Annotated in this window: 16 protein-coding genes; 10 read left to right on the forward strand and 6 right to left on the reverse strand. The window is 72.3% G+C overall.

Annotated elements, in window-relative coordinates; translation table 11 throughout:
* Positions 1-24 precede the first annotated feature (24 nt).
* A complete protein-coding gene (locus ACIHAR_RS36415) occupies positions 25-420 on the reverse strand; it encodes a helix-turn-helix transcriptional regulator (RefSeq protein WP_365464758.1) in 396 nt (131 codons plus the stop codon).
* 311 nt (positions 421-731) lie between these two features.
* Between ACIHAR_RS36415 and ACIHAR_RS36420 the strand changes: the two genes are divergently transcribed.
* The 5 genes from ACIHAR_RS36420 (at position 732) to ACIHAR_RS36440 (ending at position 6,870) form a co-directional block, all read left to right on the forward strand.
* The gene (locus ACIHAR_RS36420; protein WP_400023496.1) at positions 732-2,330 is read left to right on the forward strand and encodes a glycoside hydrolase family 43 protein; all 1,599 of its coding nucleotides are present in this window, start codon (positions 732-734) and stop codon (positions 2,328-2,330) included.
* Positions 2,331-2,496: 166 nt separating this feature from the next.
* Positions 2,497-3,789 carry an extracellular solute-binding protein gene (locus tag ACIHAR_RS36425; RefSeq protein ID WP_400023498.1) on the forward strand — a complete coding sequence of 431 codons (1,293 nt, stop codon included), beginning with the start codon at positions 2,497-2,499 and terminating at the stop codon, positions 3,787-3,789.
* Positions 3,790-3,833: 44 nt separating this feature from the next.
* Complete coding sequence (locus tag ACIHAR_RS36430) at positions 3,834-4,832, forward strand: carbohydrate ABC transporter permease (protein ID WP_400023499.1); 999 nt, start codon at positions 3,834-3,836, stop codon at positions 4,830-4,832.
* 116 nt (positions 4,833-4,948) lie between these two features.
* Positions 4,949-5,713 (forward strand): carbohydrate ABC transporter permease, encoded by a 765-nt coding sequence (locus tag ACIHAR_RS36435; protein ID WP_365465038.1) that lies wholly within the window; start codon positions 4,949-4,951, stop codon positions 5,711-5,713.
* Between the two features lie 74 nt (positions 5,714-5,787).
* On the forward strand, positions 5,788-6,870 hold the full coding sequence (locus ACIHAR_RS36440) for an endo-1,4-beta-xylanase (RefSeq protein WP_400023501.1): 1,083 nt from the start codon (positions 5,788-5,790) through the stop codon (positions 6,868-6,870).
* A gap of 3 nt (positions 6,871-6,873) precedes the next feature.
* Here ACIHAR_RS36440 and ACIHAR_RS36445 read toward each other — a convergent pair whose 3' ends face one another.
* The 3 genes from ACIHAR_RS36445 to ACIHAR_RS36455 form a co-directional block, all read right to left on the reverse strand.
* Positions 6,874-7,923: a LacI family DNA-binding transcriptional regulator gene (locus ACIHAR_RS36445; protein WP_400023503.1), complete on the reverse strand. Its 1,050-nt coding sequence runs from the start codon at positions 7,921-7,923 to the stop codon at positions 6,874-6,876.
* Positions 7,924-8,229: 306 nt separating this feature from the next.
* The gene (locus ACIHAR_RS36450) at positions 8,230-8,436 is read right to left on the reverse strand and encodes a DUF5999 family protein (RefSeq protein ID WP_365464769.1); all 207 of its coding nucleotides are present in this window, start codon (positions 8,434-8,436) and stop codon (positions 8,230-8,232) included.
* Between the two features lie 346 nt (positions 8,437-8,782).
* The gene (locus tag ACIHAR_RS36455) at positions 8,783-9,373 is read right to left on the reverse strand and encodes a hypothetical protein (protein WP_365464772.1); all 591 of its coding nucleotides are present in this window, start codon (positions 9,371-9,373) and stop codon (positions 8,783-8,785) included.
* Positions 9,374-9,950: 577 nt separating this feature from the next.
* Between ACIHAR_RS36455 and ACIHAR_RS36460 the strand changes: the two genes are divergently transcribed.
* On the forward strand, positions 9,951-11,468 hold the full coding sequence (locus ACIHAR_RS36460) for a glutamate-cysteine ligase family protein (protein ID WP_400023505.1): 1,518 nt from the start codon (positions 9,951-9,953) through the stop codon (positions 11,466-11,468).
* Positions 11,469-11,882: 414 nt separating this feature from the next.
* Positions 11,883-12,683 (forward strand): CPBP family intramembrane glutamic endopeptidase, encoded by an 801-nt coding sequence (locus tag ACIHAR_RS36465; RefSeq protein ID WP_384658714.1) that lies wholly within the window; start codon positions 11,883-11,885, stop codon positions 12,681-12,683.
* 30 nt (positions 12,684-12,713) lie between these two features.
* Here the strand turns inward: ACIHAR_RS36465 and ACIHAR_RS36470 are convergent, their stop codons facing one another.
* Entirely contained in the window at positions 12,714-13,523 is an 810-nt protein-coding gene (locus ACIHAR_RS36470; protein ID WP_400023508.1) for a PhzF family phenazine biosynthesis protein, read from the reverse strand.
* Positions 13,524-13,913: 390 nt separating this feature from the next.
* Here ACIHAR_RS36470 and ACIHAR_RS36475 point away from each other — a divergent pair, with 390 nt between their 5' ends.
* From ACIHAR_RS36475 to ACIHAR_RS36485, 3 genes are all read left to right on the forward strand, one after another.
* The gene (locus ACIHAR_RS36475) at positions 13,914-14,450 is read left to right on the forward strand and encodes a DUF2269 domain-containing protein (RefSeq protein ID WP_365464783.1); all 537 of its coding nucleotides are present in this window, start codon (positions 13,914-13,916) and stop codon (positions 14,448-14,450) included.
* Positions 14,451-14,560: 110 nt separating this feature from the next.
* Positions 14,561-17,245, forward strand: coding sequence for a LuxR C-terminal-related transcriptional regulator (locus ACIHAR_RS36480; protein ID WP_400023509.1), 2,685 nt, complete (start codon positions 14,561-14,563; stop codon positions 17,243-17,245).
* Positions 17,246-17,878: 633 nt separating this feature from the next.
* Positions 17,879-18,076, forward strand: coding sequence for a hypothetical protein (locus ACIHAR_RS36485; RefSeq protein WP_384658705.1), 198 nt, complete (start codon positions 17,879-17,881; stop codon positions 18,074-18,076).
* Positions 18,077-18,126: 50 nt separating this feature from the next.
* Here the strand turns inward: ACIHAR_RS36485 and ACIHAR_RS36490 are convergent, their stop codons facing one another.
* Positions 18,127-19,530, reverse strand: coding sequence for a DUF2252 domain-containing protein (locus ACIHAR_RS36490; protein WP_400023511.1), 1,404 nt, complete (start codon positions 19,528-19,530; stop codon positions 18,127-18,129).
* Between the last annotated feature and the right edge of the window lie 36 nt (positions 19,531-19,566).

Here is a 19,566-nt window from a genome sequence, read left to right on the forward strand (position 1 = left end):
ACCTGTGGTCGGCCCGGCGGACGCTCAGACGCGGTCGATGTGTACGTTCGTCGACTTCACGCGGGCCGTGGCCTCCATACCGACCTCCAGGCCGAGTTCCTCGACGGCCTCCCGCGTGAGCAGGGAGACGAGGCGGTGCGGGCCGGCCTGGATCTCGACCTGGGCGGCGACGTCGCCGAGTTTGATCGCCGTGACGATGCCGGGGAAGGCGTTGCGGGCCGAGGTGTAGGAGGCGCCCTCCTCGCCGCCGGTGGACCCCGCGAGTTCGACGGAGAACTCGGCGAGGTCCTTTCCGTCGATGAGGCGTCGTCCGGTCTCGTCGCGGTGGGTCGCCACCCGGCCCGCGTCCGCCCAGCGGCGCGCGGTGTCGGGGCTCACGCCGAGCAGCCGCGCGGCCTGGCCGATGGTGTAGGACTGCATGTCGGTCACGATAAGCGCCTCGCCTGCCGGGGCGGTGACGGGGGACGCGGGCGGACGTGGGCACGGCCCGGCGGGCGGACGCGGGCGGACGTGGGCACGGCCCGGCGGGCGGACGCGGGCGTGGCCGGGCGGGCGGACGCGGGCGTGGCCGGACGGCTCGGGTATGCCCGCAGGGCTTGAGGACCCGGAGCACGGCAGCCGTGTGGACGCGCGCGGCGGGTGCAAGCGCGTGCCGGACCGGATGGCGGGTGGTTCGGCCGATCGATGCCGTCTTGCCGAGCCACCCGTGGCTCCCTACAGTCCGCTCCGTAATGTTCGTCGACGAGACCGAATGTTTCGACCGCTCCGGTCTCCCGAAGGGGCTGACGTACGTGAGGACGAACGGCAAGGCGTCGCGCAGGACCTACGACAATCCCGTCATCACCGGCTTCCACCCCGACCCCAGCGTCTGCCGGGTCGGGGACGACTACTACCTGGTCTGTTCCAGCTTCGAGTACTTCCCCGGAGTCCCGCTCTTCCACAGCCGCGATCTCGTCCACTGGCAGCAGATCGGCAACGTCCTGGACCGGCCTTCCCAACTGCCGCTGCCGGACGACCTGCCCGCCTCGGCCGGTGTCTACGCGCCCACGATCCGCCACCACGACGGCCGCTTCCACATGATCACCACGAACGTCGCCGGCGGCGGGAACTTCCTCGTCACCGCCGAACGGCCGGAGGGCCCGTGGTCGGATCCGGTGTGGATCGACCTGCCGGGCATCGACCCCGACCTCGCCTGGGACGAGGACGGCACCTGCTGGTGCGCGGTCGCGGGCGTGGGGGTGGCCCGTATCGACCCGGTGACCGGCAAGGTCCTCGAAGGGCCGGTCAAGGTGTGGTCCGGCACGGGGCTCCAGCACCCGGAGGCCCCGCACCTGTACCGCATCGGGGAGTGGTGGTACCTGCTGCTCGCCGAGGGCGGCACGGCTCACGGGCACAGTGTGTCCGTCGCCCGCGCGCGCTCGCCCCTGGGCCCCTACGAACCCGCCCCGGCCAACCCGCTCCTCAGTCACGCGGGCACCGATCTGCCGGTCCAGTGCACCGGCCACGCCGACCTGGTCGAGGCGGCCGACGGCAGCTGGTGGATGGTGCTGCTCGGCACGCGCCCGCGCGGCTGGTTCCCCCAGTTCCACGTGCTCGGCCGGGAGACCTTCCTGACCCCGGTCGAGTGGGTGGACGGCTGGCCCCGGGTGGGCCCGGTGCGCGAGCGGCACCCCGCGCCGGCGGGCGCCTGGCACCCGCTCCCGCCCGAGCCGGAGCGGGACGACTTCGACGCCCCCGCTCTCGCGCCGTACTGGATCTCCCCGCGCCGCAGGCCCGAGGGGTCCTGGTCGCTGAGCGCCCGGCCCGGCCGGCTGACCCTCGTCGCGACCGGTGACAGCCTGGACCGGCCGGGCTGCACCTTCGTCGGCCGCCGCCAGCGCCACCCGGACTGCCGTACGGCCGCACTGCTGGAGCCCGGATCCGGGCGCGCGGGACTGTCGGTCCGCCTCGACGAGGCCCACCACTACGACCTGGAGGTGGGCGGGGGAGAGGTCGGCGTGGTCGCCCGGATCGGCCCCGTACGGCAGTGGGTCGCGCGTCGGCCGGTACCTCCCGGGCCGCTCACCCTCGTCGTCGACGTCCGCACGACGGACGTGGTGGCGCCCATGGTGACGACCGCGGGTCAGGAGACCGCCGGCGTCCGTCCGGCGGGCCCCGACACGATCGCCTTCTCCGTCGAAACCGCCCAAGGCGTCCTGTCGCTCGCCGAACTCGACGGGCGGTACCTCTCCACCCAGGTGGCCGGCGGCTTCACCGGCCGGGTCATCGGGCTCTACGCCACGGAGGGCACCGCGGCCTTCGACTGGTGCGAGCACCGTTCGTCCCGCTGAGCCGACCGCTCGACGACCCGGTCGGATTCCCTGCGTTCAAGGGGTTGCCACCCGTCGGAGCCTGTCTCTAGGGTGCGGCAGCAGCGAAGCTTTCTGGATCTACTCCGAAACTTTCGAAATCATTGGACGGACACGGTGTGCCGTCCCGTACCCCAAGGAGCGCATGATGGGCGACCCGGCACTGTCCCGCCGCGGCTTCCTGGCGGCCTCCGCCGCGGCCGGTCTGAGCATGACGGCACTGAGCGCCTGCGGCGGCGACTCGGACGGAGGGTCGTCGGGGACGACCACGATCGAGTGGTGGAACATCTCCACCACCCAGCCGACCAAGGACGTCTGGGCCGCCCTGGCCAGGCAATTCGAGGCACAGAACCCCAAGGTCAAAGTCAAGATCGTCCAGCTGGAGAACGACGCCTACAAGTCGAAGATGACCGCGCTGACCGCTTCCGGGAAGCTGCCGGACATCTTCCACACCTGGGGCGGCGGCGTCCTGAGGCAGCAGATCGACGCAGGACTCGTCGAGGACCTCACCGACCGGACCAAGGAGTGGGCGGACGGTCTGCTGCCGGTCGCCAGGGAGCCCTACCTCGTCGACGACAAGGCCTACGGCATCCCGTTCGACATCGGCATGATCGGCTTCTGGTACAACAAGGCCCTCTTCCAACAGGCCGGCATCAGCGCGCCCCCCACCACGTGGACCGGCTTCCTCGACGCCGTACGGAAGTTGAAGTCCGCCGGCATCACCCCGCTGGCCCTGGCCGGCAAGGAGAAGTGGCCCGGCATGTACTTCTGGGCCTACCTCGCGATGCGCACCGCCGGGATCGACGCTCTCCAGAAGGCCAACGACGACAAGGACTTCACCGGGGAGGGCTTCGTGCAGGCGGGGCAGCACCTGCAGGAGCTGGTCGACCTCCAGCCGTTCCAGAAGGGCTTCCTCGGCGCCGCCTACTCCAGCCCCACCGGCCAGGCGGCCACCGTCGGCAACGGCAAGGCCGCGATGGAACTCATGGGCCAGTGGGCGCCCGTGGTCCAGGCCGACGCGGGCAAGGGGCTCGGCGCGAACCTCGGCTTCTTCCCGTTCCCGAAGGTCGAGGGCGGCAAGGGCGCGCTCACCGAGGTCTTCGGCGGAGGCGGCGGACACGCCCTGCGGGCGGGCGCCCCGCAGGCGGCCGTCGACTTCCTGAAGTTCTTCGCCTCCGCCACCACCGACACCGAACTCGTCAAGAAGACCGGCGTGCTGCCCGTGGTCCCGGCCGCCGAGAGCGCCCTCACCGACCCCAACCTCAAGGCCGTGCAGACCCAGTTGAAGGCGGCGACCGGCTTCCAGCTCTACCTCGACCAGGCCTACGCGCCCGCCGTCGGCCAGGAGGTCAACGACAGCGTCGCCGCCCTCATCGCCGGATCCAAGTCGCCCCAGCAGGTCACCGAGTCGATCACCAAGGTCGCGAAGGAAGAGCAGTAGCCGGCGATGACCTCACGTTCCTCAAGGAAGCGGGACAGCAGGCGATGACCTCGACCTTCCTCCCGGACAAGCGCAGCGGCCCCGACGTCGGCCCTCCGCCCCCGGCCGCCGGCGCGGCCCGGGGGCGGGCCCGGCGGCGCGCGCTGCACTGGCTCACCGCCGTCGGCTTCCAGGCGCCCGCCCTGGTGCTGTTCGGCACGCTCGTGCTGCTGCCGATGCTGTTCGCGCTGTACGCCGCGTTCTTCCGCTGGGGCGGCTTCGGCATGCCCGAGGACTACGTCGGCGGCGACAACTTCACCCGGCTCTTCCAGGACCCCGTCTTCCTGGGCGACCTGTGGCGCTGCCTGGTCCTGGTGGTGCTCTCGCTCGCCCTCCAGCTGCCGTTCGCGCTCGCCCTGGCGGTCGCGCTCAACCAGCGGATCCGCGGCCGGGCCGTCTACCGGATGCTGTTCTTCGCGCCGTACATCCTCTCCGAGGCGATCACCGGCGTGCTGTTCGGCATGATCTTCGCGCCGGACGACGGACTCGCCGACCACGTCCTCGGCGCGATCGGCCTGGACGGGGTGGGCGGGCAGTGGTTCGCCGACCCGTCCACCGTCATGGCCACCCTGTTCCTGGTCATGACGTGGAAGTACTTCGGCTTCCACATGATGCTCTACCTGGCCGCGCTCCAGTCCGTCCCGGCCGAGTTGACCGAGGCGGCCCTGATCGACGGGGCCGGACCCTGGCAGCGCTTCCGCCACGTCACCCTGCCGCTGCTCGCGCCGACGCTGCGAATCAGCGTCTTCCTGTCCGTCATCGGTTCGATCCAGCTCTTCGACCTGGTCTGGGTCACCACCGCGGGCGGCCCCGACCACCACTCCGAGACGATGGCCGTGACCATGTTCCAGTACGGCTTCAAGCGCTACCAGGTCGGCTACGCCAGCGCGATCAGCGTGGCCATGTTCGCCATCAGCCTCGTCTTCGCCCTCGCCTACCAGCGGTTCGTGCTCCACCGCGACCTGGAGGGCGCCACCACCACCCTGCGAGGAGGCGGCTCGTGAGCGCCCGCAAGACCGGCGGCGCGGTGAGCGTCCGCGAGACCGACACCGCCGTACGCGCCCGCAGGACCGGCCGTACCCTCCCGCTGCACGTCGTCCTCGTCGCCGTCGGCGCGGTGATGGTCGTGCCCCTGGTCTACGCCGTCCTGTCCGGTTTCAAGTCCACCGACGAGCTCTCCCGCAACCCCGTCGGCCTGCCCGACTCCTGGATCACCTCCAACTACACGGACATCCTCGGCGCGGGCTCCTTCTGGCGGCTGGTGGGCAGCAGCACACTGATCGCGATCGGGACGACGCTGGTGGTGGTCGCGGTGTCCGCGCTCGCCGCGTTCTCCTTCGCCCGGTTCGCCTTCCGGGGGCGCGAGGCGCTGTTCACGCTGTTCACCATGGGGCTGATGTTCCCCTTCGCGGTGGCCGCCCTGCCGCTGTTCCTGCTGCTGCGCTCGCTCGACCTGCTGGACAACCCGCTCGGCGTGATCCTCCCGCAGGCCGCCTTCGGGCTGCCGATGACCATCGTCATCCTGCGCGGCTTCTTCCGGGAGATCCCCGCCGAGCTGGAGGAGGCGGCCACCCTCGACGGCTGCGGCCCGCTCGGCTTCTTCTGGCGAATCCTGCTGCCCATGGCCCGCCCGGCCCTCGGCACGGTCTCCGTCCTCGCCGTGGTGGGCAGCTGGAACAACTTCTTCCTGCCGCTGCTGGTCTTCACCGACTCCACGTGGTGGACGATCCCCATCGGCGTCCAGCAGTTCCAGGGCCAGTACTCCGCCGAGTACGCCCGGGTCTTCGCCTACCTGGTCCTCGCCATGGTCCCCGCCCTGGCCTTCTACTCCGTCGCCGAGCGCCAGCTCGTCGGCGGCCTCACCGCCGGCGCCACGAAGGGATGACGCGCGCCCGCGAACGCACCGCACCAGCACCGCCGTACGGCTCACCCACACCCCGTACCGTGAGGAGTCGCACCATGGCCAGCACCTTCCGTGCCCCCCGCCCCTTCCGCACCCGGCTCGGACTCGCCGGAGCCCTCGCCGCCGTCCTGGTCGCCGCCGGGGTCGCCGGCGGCCCTGCCGCGCAGGCGGGGGAGCGGCACCGCGAGCAGACCCTCGCCGACCTCGCCCAGCGCCACGGCCGCTACTTCGGCAGCGCCACCGACAACCCCGAACTCACCGACACCGCCTACACGAAGATCCTCGGCCACGAGTTCGACATGATCACCCCCGGCAACGGCATGAAGTGGTACGCCACCGAGCCCCAGCAGGGTGTGTTCGACTTCTCCCAGGGCGACGAGATCGTGAACCTCGCCCGCGCGAACCACCAGAAGGTCCGCGCCCACACCCTGGTCTGGCACAGCCAGCTGCCCGGTTGGCTCACGAGCAGGGAGTGGACGGCCGACGAACTGCGGGCCGTGCTGAAGAACCACATCCAGACCGAGGTCCGCCACTACCGGGGCAAGGTCTACGCCTGGGACGTCGTCAACGAGGCGTTCAACGAGGACGGCACCTACCGGGAGACGATCTTCTACAAGACGCTCGGACCCGGCTACATCGCCGACGCGCTGCGCTGGGCCCACCAGGCCGACCCGAAGGCGAAGCTCTACCTCAACGACTACAACGTCGAGGCCGTCGGCCCCAAGAGCGACGCCTACTACCGGCTCGCCAAGGAGCTGAAGGCGCAGGGCGTCCCGCTGCACGGCTTCGGCCTCCAGGCCCACCTCGCCCTCCAGTACGGCTATCCGACGACCCTGGAGGACAACCTCCGCCGCTTCGCCCGCCTCGGCCTGGACACCGCGCTCACCGAGGTCGACGTGCGGATGCTGCTGCCCGCCACCGAGGAGAAGCTGGCCCAGCAGGCCGAGTGGTACCGGGACATGACCGAGGCGTGCCTCGCGGTGCGCCGGTGCGTCGGGATCACGGTCTGGGACTACACGGACAAGTACTCGTGGATCCCGGCCTTCTTCCCCGGCGAGGGCGCGGCCCTGCCGTGGGACGAGCAGCTCGCGCCGAAGCCGGCGTACCACGCGATCCGGGAGGCCCTGCGGCGGAAGTAGCGCTCAGGACCGGCGGGCTGGTGGCGCGGTGCTCGACCGCACCACCAGCTCCGTGCCCAGTTCCACGCGCGGTGCATCGGGGCGGTCGCCTCGCGCCAGGCTGAGCACGGTGCGGGCCGCGAGCTTGCCCATGTCGGCGAGGGGCTGGCGGACGGTCGTCAGCGGCGGGGAGGACCAGCGGACTTCCGGAAGGTCGTCGAAACCGACCACGCTCATGTCCTCCGGCACGCGCAGCCCGCGCCGGCGCAGTGCCTCGATCGCGCCGAGGGCCATCTGGTCGCTGGCCGCGAAGAGGGCGGTCGGTGGTTCGTGCAGGTCGAGCAGGGCGGTGCAGCCGGTGAAGCCGGACTCGGGTCGGAAGTCGCCGGGGACGACGAGGGACTCCTCCACGGCGAGGCCGGCCGCCTCCAGGGCCGCCCGGTAGCCGTCGAAGCGGGCGCGGGAGCACAGCAGGCGCGGCGGGCCGGCGATGAGCCCGATCCTGCGGTGGCCGAGGGAGAGCAGATGCTCGGTGGCGGCCAGGCCGCCCGCCCAGTTGGCGGCGCCGATGGCCGGGGTGTCCAGGGCGGGGGAGCCCGTCGGGTCGACGACCACCAGCGGGACGCCCAGGATGCGCAACTGCTCGTGCAGGGTGGGTTCCAGGGCCGAGGTGACGAGGATGACGCCGTCGGAGGCGCGGGCCCGCAGGTTGCGCATCCACTCCCTCGCGTCGCCGGAGCGTCCGTGGATGGCCGACACGACCGTGCCGACGCCGGCCGCGTGGGCGGTCTCCTCGACGCCCCGGATGATCTCCACCGCCCAGGGGCTGTCGAGGTCGTTGAAGACCAGGTCGAGCAGGGCGGCGCGGGTCGGTGCGGAGGAGGGGCGCTTGCGGTATCCGTGCAGGCGGAGCAGGTCCTCGATCCGGGCCCGCGTCTCGGACGAGACGTCGGAGCGGCCGTTGACCACCCGGGACACGGTGGGCACGGAGACGCCGGCCCGGCGGGCGATCTCCGTGAGGGTGACCCTGCCCCGGGGCGCGGGTGCCGTCTCGTCCGTCGCCACTTCCCCCACCTCCGTCGCGTCGCCTCGGACGCTCCCGCCGGAACTTCCGGGAGTCTTCCGGAAGCCGGTGGCCGGGGGAAGACGTGCAGTCGGGAATCGGAGCGGCTTCGGCGGGTGAGCGAGCGGAACGGGGCGGCGTGGAGACGAGGAGGGCGGGGCACGCGGCAGTGCGCGAGCGCGGAGAGCGGGAGCGGACCGTTCGGTCACGGTGAGTGAGCGTGCGCGGACACGCGTGGGGGCCGGTGCGCAGCGGCGGCTGCGGTCCCGGCCCCTCGGGTCGGCGGGCGGCGCTGCCTCACGCCGTCCGGGCGGTGCTCAGGCGGCCGTGACGATCCGGCCGGCGTCCAGCGGGCGGCGCGGCGCGATGACCTGGCCGTCCGGCAGGAGCTCCCCGGTGTCCTCGAAGAGCAGGACGCCGTTGCACAGCAGGCTCCAGCCCTGCTCCGGGTGGTGCGCCACGAGACGGGCGGATTCCCGGTCGGCGGACTCGGCTGTCGGACACGCTGGCTGGTGCTGGCACATGGAGGGGATCTTTCGCTCTGTCGTGATGTGTGGACGGTGTGTCGTGTCTGTCCCGCGGCGTGAAACGTCGTTCATGGCCGCCCCCCGTTGTGATAAGTCGGTCGGAACCCAGTGTTGCCCCACGGGCGTCGATCCGCAGGGATTTCGCTGCACCGCTTCTCACAGGTTGATGACGCATCACCCGCGCGGGCGGTTCATTCCAACTGCACGGTCACTTCGGGTGGTTCCGGCTGGCCGGATGGGGCTAGTCCGCCTGGGCGAGCAGGCCGCGAACGGCACCGTACCCCGCCACCGGGGCCGGCGGTGGCGGGGTACGGAGACGGGCGCCCGGCCGCGGGCGGGCGTATCAGGCCGGGGAGCCGAGCAGCGGGCCCGGGCCCGGCGGCACCCGGAGGGTCAGCACCGGCAGCAGTTCGGCGACCCGGTGCGGGCGGTGGGCGGCGATGCCGGGCGGCGCCGGGGCCAGCGGCACCAGCACGTCGGTCGCCGCGGGATGGCCGGTGGTCCCGTCGGAGGCGCAGTCGCCGTGCAGCCACAGGGTGAGCATGTACAGGCCGGGCACGGACAGCAGGCGTGCCTGGTAGGGCTGGGAGGACGACTCCGCCTGGCGCAGCGCGCGCTCGGTGGAGGCGATGTAGGGGCCCTCGAAGAAGTGCGAGAAGGCCCAGCCGTCCGGGGTGAGCCGGGTCTCGGCCGCGGCCACCGCCCGGTCGCCGCAGCGGATCAGGAAGCGCCAGCCGGCCAGTCGTGTCGCCGACACGCCCTCGGGGGTGATCCGGTCCAGGACGTGCACGGGCAGGGGGAGTTCGGGGGTGACGGGGCCCTGGGCGGTGCGCAGGGACGGGGTCCGAGCCTCGAGGACCGCGGTGGGAGAACTCAGTGCCGTGAGGACGGAGCGCAGGGCGGGCGCGGGAGCCGGGGGGACATGCAGCGGCATGGTGGGTCGCCTCTCATTGACAGGCACGGTGGCGCGAGGGCGTGTGGGGCGGACGACGCTGTCAGCTCTCAGGAGGAGGTCGGAGAGGCGGTGGCCGGGGTCTGGGATCGGGGCTGCGCGACTGGCCCGCCGTCCGTCACCTCGACGACGACAGGCTCCTTCGACCGCGGGCGCCCACCTTCTCCGCCTTGTTCGCGGAGTTTATACGACACGTGTTCAGACTGTGTTTCGTCTAGTCGGTTCCGGGACACTCGGCAAGGGTCCATTCCGTCGCCGATACGTGTGAATCATCCCGATTCAGAGGGGGTCGCACCACGATGACCTCGTGATATGCGCGCCCAACGGTCGGCCAATTTTCATCGGCGTTTTTCACGAGGCCCCGAGTTCACGAAACACTCGTGACACATCGATTTGCGTCTTGCCCGATGAATGTGCCTCCGGTCATCTCCGGTGAGGGTAGCGGCTCACACGGCCGACGGGGGACGTTATCGATCGAGAAGGCTGGGCATCATCCCACCTGACCCCGGGACACCGGCGGCCGGACAGCCGGCCCGCCCATGCGAGGAGGGACGCTTCGATGGGGGAGAAGGTCGTGGCAGGCGGGTTCGACCTGTCCGATCGTCAGCGCTACCGCGACAAGCTGCGACAGTGCCTGACGGGGCTGGAGCGGCTCCTGGCGCAGCAGCGCTTCGACCGCCCGAAGAACCTCATGGGTCTCGAGATCGAGTTGAATCTCGCGGGCGCCGACGGTCTGCCGAAAATGCTGAACGGGCAAGTACTGGAGAGGATCGCCAGCCGCGATTTCCAAACAGAACTCGCCATGTTCAACCTGGAAGTGAACATAGCCCCACACCGCTTGGGCGGACGGGTATTCGACCGGCTCGCGGAGGAACTCCGCACGTCACTGGCATATGCCCACCGAAAGGCGGGCGAGGTCGACGCGGGAATCGTGATGATCGGTATTCTGCCGACTCTGGACCGTGACGACCTGGTCACCTCGAATCTCTCCGACGTCGATCGCTACACCCTCCTCAACGATCAGATCGTCGCCGCCCGTGGTGAGGAGTTCACCCTCGACATCGACGGCGTGGAGCATCTGTCCTGCACCTCCAAGTCGATCGTGCCCGAGGCCGCCTGCACCTCCGTGCAACTGCACCTGCAGGTCACCCCGGCCCGCTTCGCCGACGTGTGGAACGCCGCACAGGCCGTCGCCGCCGCGCAGATCGCCGTCGGCGCCAACTCGCCGTTCCTCTTCGGCCGCGAGCTGTGGCGCGAGTCCCGGCCCCCGCTGTTCCAGCAGGCCACCGACACCCGGCCGCCGGAGCTGCAGGCACAGGGCGTACGCCCGCGGACCTGGTTCGGCGAGCGGTGGATCACCTCCGCCTACGAGTTGTTCGAGGAGAACCTGCGCTACTTCCCCGCCCTGCTGCCCATCTGCGACGAGGAGGACCCCCTGGAGGTCCTGGCGGTGGGAGGCGTCCCCAAGCTCGCCGAGCTCGTCCTGCACAACGGGACGATCTACCGCTGGAACCGCCCCGTCTACGGCATCGCCGACGGCGTGCCCCACCTGCGCGTGGAGAACCGCGTCCTGCCCGCCGGCCCGACCGTCACCGACGTCGTCGCCAACGCGGCCTTCTACTACGGCGTCGTCCGGGCCCTCGCCGAGGACTCCCGGCCGGTGTGGACCCGGATGCCGTTCGAGACCGCCGCCGCCAACTTCGACGCCGCCTGCCGCCACGGCATCGACGCCCGCCTGCAGTGGCCGCGGCGCGGCCGCCTGGGCGGCACCACCGAGGTCGACGCGGTGAGCCTCGTCCGGGACGAACTGCTGCCGCTGGCCGAGGCCGGACTGGACGCGTGGGGGGTGGAGCCGGCCGACCGCGATCTCTACCTCGGCGTCATCGAGGAGCGGTGCCGGCGGCGGACCAACGGCGCGAGCTGGCAGGTGGCCACGTTCCACCGCGCCCGCGAGGCGGGTCTCTCCCGTGACGCGGCCCTGGCGGCGACGACGCGGAGGTACGCCGAGCTGATGCGCCAGGGCGAGCCGGCGCACACCTGGCCGGTGGGGCTGCCGGAGCCGGTCGCCTTGGGGTGAGGATCCCTCGGGAAGAGGGCGGGGGCCGGGGAGAGCCGGCCCGGGTGAGTGGGGGCCGGTCGCCTCCACGCGGCGGAGTCGCACGTCGCGATCGACTCCGGCCTCCGCGCGCACCCGCCCCCACGATCGCCTTCGGGGACCGTCGCCAGCGCCGCCGTGCGGCGGCGTGCGAACACCGGGGGCCGCTGGTGCCCGCCCCGCATTCATCGGGCAAGCTGTGACGTCCCATGACGGTGGCGCCCTCCCCGCCGGTCCGTGAGCCGGATGTCCGGCCCCACGGCAGGCGAACGGGAGGCGCCCCCGTACGGCGTCCGTCCCCCCGACGGACCGTCGCGCACGATGTCCCTGACTGCGTTCGGGAGCCTCGCGACGCGCGGACGGGGAGGAGGCGGGTCTACCCAACAGGAGGCAGGTGTGCAGGCGGAGGAGGGGCCGGTGGCCGATTCCTTGCCGCAGGAGCGACTCTCGCGACGGATCTTCCGTGACGAGACGCTGCTCGTTCTGGGGCTTTCGCTCGGTGCGAGTGGCGTGTCCGCCCTGATCAGCTTTGTCGGATCGGTCACGAAACCCGGAGGCCTCAAGGACCAGGCCGCGACCCTCAACGCCTCGGCCGCGCCGGGCCGTCCGTGGCTCGACCTCGCCTGGCAGCTCTTCGGGATCACCACCGCACTGGTCCCGGTGGCTCTCGTCGCGCACTTCCTGCTGCGCGAGGGACAAGGGCTGCGCACCCTCGGCTTCGACCGCACCCGCCCTTGGCCCGACCTCGGTCGCGGCGCCGCCGTCGCGGCGGTCATCGGCAGCTCCGGCATCGCCTTCTACCTGGCCGCCCGGGGCCTCGGCTTCAACCTCACGGTCGTCCCGGAGGCCCTGCCCGACGTGTGGTGGAAGTACCCGGTGCTGATCCTCTCCGCGCTGCAGAACGCGATCCTCGAAGAGGTGATCGTCGTCGGCTATCTGCTGCGCCGCTTGGGCCAGTTGGGCTGGACCCCCGTCGGCGCGCTGGTGGCCAGTTCCGTACTGCGCGGCTCCTACCACCTCTACCAGGGCATCGGCGGCTTCATCGGCAACATGGTGATGGGCGTGGTGTTCGTGTACCTCTACCGGCGATGGGGCCGGGTGGGCCCCCTGGTCGTGGCGCACTCCCTGCTCGACATCGGAGCGTTCGTGGGCTACGCGCTGCTGGCGGGGAAGGTGGGGTGGCTGCCGACGGCGTGAGCCACCGCCGGCAGCACTCGCCGGCCTTCGCTAGGCGAGCAGCTCGCCCTCGATGACGGTGACGGCCCGGCCCCTCAACAGAGTGCGCTCGCCGCGCAGTTCGGTCCGCACCCGGCCCGAGCGGGGCGAGGCCTGGAGCCCGGTGAGGTCGCGGCGGCCCAGACGCTCGGACCAGTAGGGGGCCAGTGCCGTGTGGGCGCTGCCCGTGACCGGGTCCTCGTCGATGCCGACGTTCGGGAAGAAGCAACGGGAGACGAAGTCGTAGCCGAGGGCGGGGTTCTCGGCGCGGGCGGTGGCGATGATGCCGCGCGCGGAGAACGCGGCGAGGGCCCTGTGGTCGGGCCGCAGGGCGTGGACCGTCCTCTCGTCGGCGAGCTCGACCAGCAGGTCGCCCACGTTCGGGCCGGTGTCGAAAGCCGCGAGCGGCTCGGCGCCAAGGGCCCCGGCGACGCCCTCCGGGATGTCCACGCGGGTGAGCGGGGCGGTCGGGAAGTCCATGGTGACGGAGCCGTCCTCGGCGGGGGTCGCGACGAGGACGCCACTGCGGGTGGCGAACCGCACCGGCCCCTTGTGGGCGCCGGTGGCGTGCAGGACATGGGCGGTGGCGAGCGTGGCGTGACCGCACATCGCCACCTCGGCGACGGGCGTGAACCACCGCAGCGCCCAGTCCGCCTCGCCGCCCGCCGGCAGCGGGTGTGCGAACGCCGTTTCGGCGTGGTTGACCTCCAGGGCCACGCTCTGGAGCCAGTCGTCGCCCGGGAAGGCGTCGAGCAGCAGGACGCCGGCCGGATTGCCGGCGAAGGGACGGTCGGTGAAGGCGTCGACGATACGAATCCGCATGGGGATGACGGTAGGGGGTGCGGGAAGCGCGGAGCCAAGGCCAATTCCGTGATCATGGCCTTGATTCCGGGGCGGGCGCGGGAGCCGGCCGCGCCGCCGGAACGCACGACCGTCTGATGCGCTCCGCGGCCTTCTGATCGGCTCGGCGACACTTCCTCATCCGCTCGGCTGACCTCCGGAACAGTCCCGCGAGACACCTCCGGAGCAGCCCCGCGAGCTCCCGTCATGGCTCCGCGGCCAGCTGGTGCGCTCCCGCGACACCCGAACCTGCTCCGCCGTCGCCTGGCGCCACCCCGCGGGAGGAGGCCCGCGTCGTACGCCCGGGCCAGTACACGGGGTTACTCCCACCGTGGGACGTCCGGGCCCTGTTCGCCCGGCACGGTGGTGCCCGTGAAACTCGACCGCCCCGCACGCCGGGCCACCCTCGTCGTCCACGTAGCCGCCTCCGCCGCCTGGCTCGGGCTCACGCTCGGGCTGCTCTCCCTCGGCATCACCGCGACCACGACCGGGTCGGCGGCGACCACGGAGGCCTCCGTCCGGGCCATGAAGCTGTTCGCCGACTGGCCGCTGCTCCCCGTCGCGTTCCTCACCCTCCTCAGCGGCCTGCTGCTGTCCCTGGGTACGCCCTGGGGACTGGCGAGGCACCGCTGGGTCTACACCAAGTTCTGGCTCACCCTGGCCACGACCACCGCCACCGTCTTCGCGCTGCGCCCCGGGGTGAACTCCGCGGTGGCCGCCGTCGCCGCGGGCGGGCCCCTGCCCGACCCCGGCGACGTCCTGTTCGGCCCGATCGTCTCCCTGTCCGCCTACCTGTTCATGACGGCGATCTCGGTTCTGAAGCCGTGGGGACCGACGCGGCGCGGACGACGGCTGCGGGAGGAATCCCGCACGCCGGTGGGCGCCGCGCGGGTCCGCCGGGCGGCCTGACCGCCGACGGCGTGGTGGGGGGCGGCGTCCGGGCGTCGGGGCGCGCCTTATGCGGATCACTGCGATGCTGAGGGGAAGCGGTACCCCACGACCCGACGGTGGTGAAAGCCATGGCTGGGCTCGAGGAGAGCGAACCTGATTCCGAGTCGCCGCATGCCGATCCCCGGGGAGATCCGTTCCTGCCCACGCGGTTCTCCGTACCGGGACGTCCGGTGACGTTCCTCCGACGTGAGCGGCTGACCACGCACCTCGACGAGGCGCTCCGGACACCGCTGACCATGGTCAACGGCGCGGCGGGCGCGGGCAAGACCCTGCTGGTCGCCGACTGGGCCGCCGGCCGGCAGGACTGTCTCGCCTGGCTCACCACCGACGCCGTGGGACAGGGCCCCGGGATGTTCTGGGCATACGCGCTCCACGCCCTGCGCGGCTCCGGCGTCGCTCTGCCCGCCGACATCGGCAGCCCCGCGGACGCGGGCAGCGTCGCCCCTGGGCTGCTGGCCCGGCTCGCCGCCGAACTGAGCATGCGCGACGGGCCCGTGGTTCTGGTGCTCGACGACTACGACCGGGTGACCGACCCGGAGATCGCGGAGCAGCTGGAGTTCGTCCTGCACCACGCCGGGCGGGGCCTGCGGCTGATCCTGGTCACCCGCACCGAACCGCTGCTGCCGCTGCACCGCTACCGGGCCGCGGGCGAGCTGACGGAGATCAGGGGCGCGGAACTGGCGTTCACCGACGACGAGGCAGCCGCACTGCTGGAGCTGCACGGACTGCGCCTTCCGACGACCGCGGTGGGCGCGCTCGTGGAGCGCACCCGGGGATGGGCCGCCGGGCTGCGGCTGTGCGCCCTCGCGGCGAGAGAGAGCCCGGATCCGCAGACGTACCTCAAGGAGTTCGAGGCCGACCGGACCACGGTCGCCGACTTCCTCCTGGCCGAGGTGCTCAAGCGGCAGACGGCGGAGACACAGGACCTCCTGCTGCGGGTCAGCGTCCTGGAGCGCTTCTGCGGCGACCTGGCGAACGCGCTGACCGAACGCACCGACGCCGGGTCCACCCTGGCCCGGCTGGAGCGGGAGAACGGGTTCGTCGAGCACCTCGGACACGCCTGGTACCGCCTGCACCCGCTGTTCGCGGAGATCCTCCGGGCCCACCTGCGGGCGCGATCCCCCTGTCTGGAGCCCGAACTCCACCGGCGGGCGGCGCAGTGGCTGCGGCGGTCCGGTTCCCTGCTGGAGACGCTCGGTCACGGAGCGGCCGCGGGCGACTGGGAGTTCGCCGCGGCAGCCCTGGTCGACGATCTCGCCATCGGCCAGCTCTTCACCGGTCTGCCCTCCGACGACCTGGCCGAGCTGTTCTCACGGATGGCGCCCGAGGCCCGCAGCCCGGCCACGGACCTCGTCCGGGCGGCCCGTGAGCTGGCCGAGTGCGACCTCGCCCACGGACTGGTCCACCTGCGTGACGCCGAGCGCAGCCTGGCGCGGGAGCAGCCGGGGGCAGACCTGCCCGAGTGGGCGGCGGCCCGGCTGAGCTGCGCGCTGCTGGAAGCGCTGGCGGGCCGGTTGACCGGCTCGCCCGAGCGGGCGGAGACCGCGATGAAGGCGGCCGGTCGACTGCGGGAGGAGATTCCCGCCCACCTCCTGGACCGGCACCCCGAATTCCTCGCCCTGCTGATGACCCATCTGGGCTCGGCGCGGCTGTGGGCAGGGAGCTTCGAGGAAGCGGGTGCCGCCCTGTCGGCCGTGGCCGGTTCCTCCGACGGCGCCGCGACGGCCCTTCCGCGTGAGGACGCCCTGGCCCGTCTGGCCCTGATCGACTACCTCAACGGCTGGCTCGGGAGGGCGGAGAGCAAGGCCCGGGCCGCGATGACCGAAAGGGAGCGGTACGGCCTCGCCCGGACGTCCCGCTGCGGGGTCGAAGGGCTGGTGCTGGCTGCCGTCGCCGTGGACCGCAACGAGCTGCGGCGGGCCGGGACCCTCCTCGACCCGGCAGGCGGTGAGGACCCCGCACTGCGGGACCCGGTGACGGCAGCGGGCCGCGCCATCGCCACCGCGCGCCTGTTGCTGGCCCACGGCGACGCCGGAGCGGCGCTCGCGGCGGCGGAATCCGTCGTCCCGGCCGACGTGCCCTCCCCGTGGGCGGAAGGGCAGAGGGCGCTCGTCGCCTCGGCCGCGCATCTGGCCGAAGGCCGGCCGGAGGTGGCCGCCGGGCTGCTGGCGGATGTGCCCGACGAGCAGGCGGCGTGCCTCGTGGGGGCCGCGCGCGCTCACCTCGCCGCACGCCGGCCCGCGGCGGCGGAGGAGTTCCTCGACCGCGTGCGGCCCGATGGCCGCTTCGGGCCCGCGGTGACGGTCCGCGCCACGCTGGTCCGAGCCGAGGTCGCGGACGCGGCGGGGGACCCCGCGACGGCACGCAGGCTCGTCGCCGAGGCACTCCAGGAGGCGCGCCGTGAACAGCTGCACCGGCCCTTCCTCGAGGCCGGGCCGTGGATCCGGCGCTTCCTGGACGCGCCCTCACCGCGCGGGCTCGCGGCGGGATGGATCATCCCCGGTTCCACACCGCACGGGGGCGCGCTGCCGCAGGTCGAGGAGCGGCCGCCGCCGGTCGTGGAGGAGCTGAGCCCACGCGAGTGCGACGTGCTGCGACGACTGGCCCAGATGATGTCGACGGAGGAGATCGCCGCCGATCTGTATGTGTCGGTGAACACGGTCAAGACCCACCTCAAGAGCGCCTATCGGAAGCTGTCGGTGAACCGCCGCAGCGAGGCCGTGCGCCGCGCGCGCGACGTGGGCATCCTGTGAGGTCCGGCGGTCCTGCCCGGCTTGCGTCTGCCGGTCCTGCCGTGCGTCCGCCGGTCCTGCCCGGCTCGCCCGTGGCGGGTGAGGCGCCGTCCGGGTGACTCCGCTGCGACGGGGAGGGCTGGCGGCCGTCGAGCGCCCGCCGCCCGCCCGGCACTGCCGACGGCACGGGCCGACTCGGCGCGCGCGTCCGGAGCGCCTCGACCCGCATGGTCGTGAGGCCGGTGCCACGAGTGGCCGCTCGTCAAGGGCGCCCGTGCCGCCCGCAGTGGCCGTGGCCGTCAGCCGCTGCCGGACCTGGACCTGGACCTGGACCTGGACCTGGACCACAGGGTGTCGTGTCGCTCGCGCTCGCCGACGTGGTGGCGGTACGGGTGGGCTCGTCGGTCGCCGCGGCGCGACGTGCGAGGACGTCCCCGCGCCTGCAGGCCACCCCGCGTCGCTGAACGCCGCCGGGTCTGCGGATCATCGTGTCGGCGCTCTTCCTGAAGCACTGACGCCCGAAGCCCGGAACGTGCCGATCGCGCGTGGACGCGGCTTATCACCTGCACGGGGTGAGGACCGGACCGTTCCCGGAGGCGGACGATCGGGTGTAGGGCGCAACCCGTCCGTCCCAGGCCACGCGGGAGAGAGCCCATGCGCTACGAGATCCGCGTCGACGGACACATGTCGGAGACGCTGAGCAAAGCCTTCCCGGAGCTGGAGCATGTCGTCATGTCCGGTCAGACCGTGCTGTTCGGGCAGGTGGTCGACGAGGCGCACCTCTACGGGCTGCTCGCCCGGTGCCAGTCCCTGGGGCTGCGGGTCGTGGAGATGCGACAGCTGCCGGAGTGACCCGGACCGCGCGACGGTCCGGGGCTCGCCGTGCCCGGGGCTCGGGCGCCTCAGAGGCTCACCGTGCGGATCCTCCCGGAGCGGGCGGCGGCGCCCAGGGCCTCGAAGTCCCGCTCGTTCTGGTTGGCGTAGGCCTGCGCGAAACCGACGAGCGCGCGGTCGAAGCGGTTGCTGCCGCCCAGGTAGGCGGCGATGGCGACGGGGTCGCCGGAGCGGGCGTGGGCCCGCGCCAGGCAGGCTCCGCACAGCCGCGCGAACAGGCACAGCAGACCCGGGTTCATGGTCTCCGGACGGGCGATGCCCTTCCAGTCGCGCAGTTGGCGCACGTAGAAGTCCCGTTCGCGCCCGTCGAGCCCCACGGCGTGCGTCCAGCCCAGGAAGATGTCGCTGGTCGTCTGGATCAGCCGTTGACCCGCGACCACACGGTGGCCCTGGTTGTCGTAGGGGTCGCCGCCCGTGTGCGCGGCGAGGACCGACTCCTGTGCCTCCTTCGCCTGCAACAGCAGAGGATCGTCGTCGTCCCTGCCGAGCAGGAGCAGGATCCAGCAGCGTGTGCCCACGCTGCCCACGCCCACCACCTTGCGGGCGATGTCCGTCAGACGGTAGTGCCGCAGCAGATGGCGGCGCTCGGACGACAGGGTCCGCGTGTACCCGTCGAATACCAGCTGGAGGGCCTTCTCCTCCTCGGCGGCGTCGGTCACCAGATGCCCGAGCGGAGTGATCAGCGGCGGGTCCGCGGCGATCCGCCGCCCTTCGGCCGTGTTCAGGGTGAGCTTCTCGAAGGCCTGGAGATGGGTGCGTGTGCGGGCGCGCGCCGTCGCCTCGGCCGCCCTGCGCCTGGCCTCCTTGTTCACCGACGAGGCCAGCAGCTCCCGCATCCGGTCGGTGTCGTCCTGCGCGTACCAGATGTCCAGGGTCCGCATGCCGGCGAACTCCCGCACGCGCTGCCGGTACGACTGCACGGCCGCACGCACCGCGTCGTTCTGTTCCCCGCCCGAGAACCCGTTGGCCCGGCCGGCGATCGCGAAGTTGGCCGCCAGTCGTTTGACGTCCCACTCGAAGGGGCCCGTCAGCGTCTCGTCGAAGTCGTTGATGTCGAAGACGAGATGGCGTTCCGGCGAGGCCAGCAGGCGGAAGTTGAGCAGATGGGCGTCGCCGCAGAGCTGCACGTTCAGACCCGTGCTCGGGGTGGGGCCGAGGTCGGCGGCCATGATCGCCGCCGCGCCCCGGTAGAAGCGGAACGGGGACTCGAGCATGCGGGCGTAGCGGATCGGCACCAGGTCCGGCACGCGGGTGGCGGACTGTCGCTCCACGACGTCCACCGGATCGGGGCGGTCCGCCGCCGGCTCGAACCAGCCGTGGCAGGAACGCGGCGCCCGGCTGCGGGCGTTCCGGCCGTACTCCGCTCTCTCGGCCGGTGACAGCGAGGGCGTGAAGGCTGTCGGTACGACCATGGCTTCCACCTCCTGGGCACCGTCCCACTCGATCGG

Origin of the sequence: Streptomyces sp. NPDC052016, assembly GCF_044548445.1 — a bacterium.
Classification (GTDB): Bacteria; Actinomycetota; Actinomycetes; order Streptomycetales; family Streptomycetaceae; genus Streptomyces.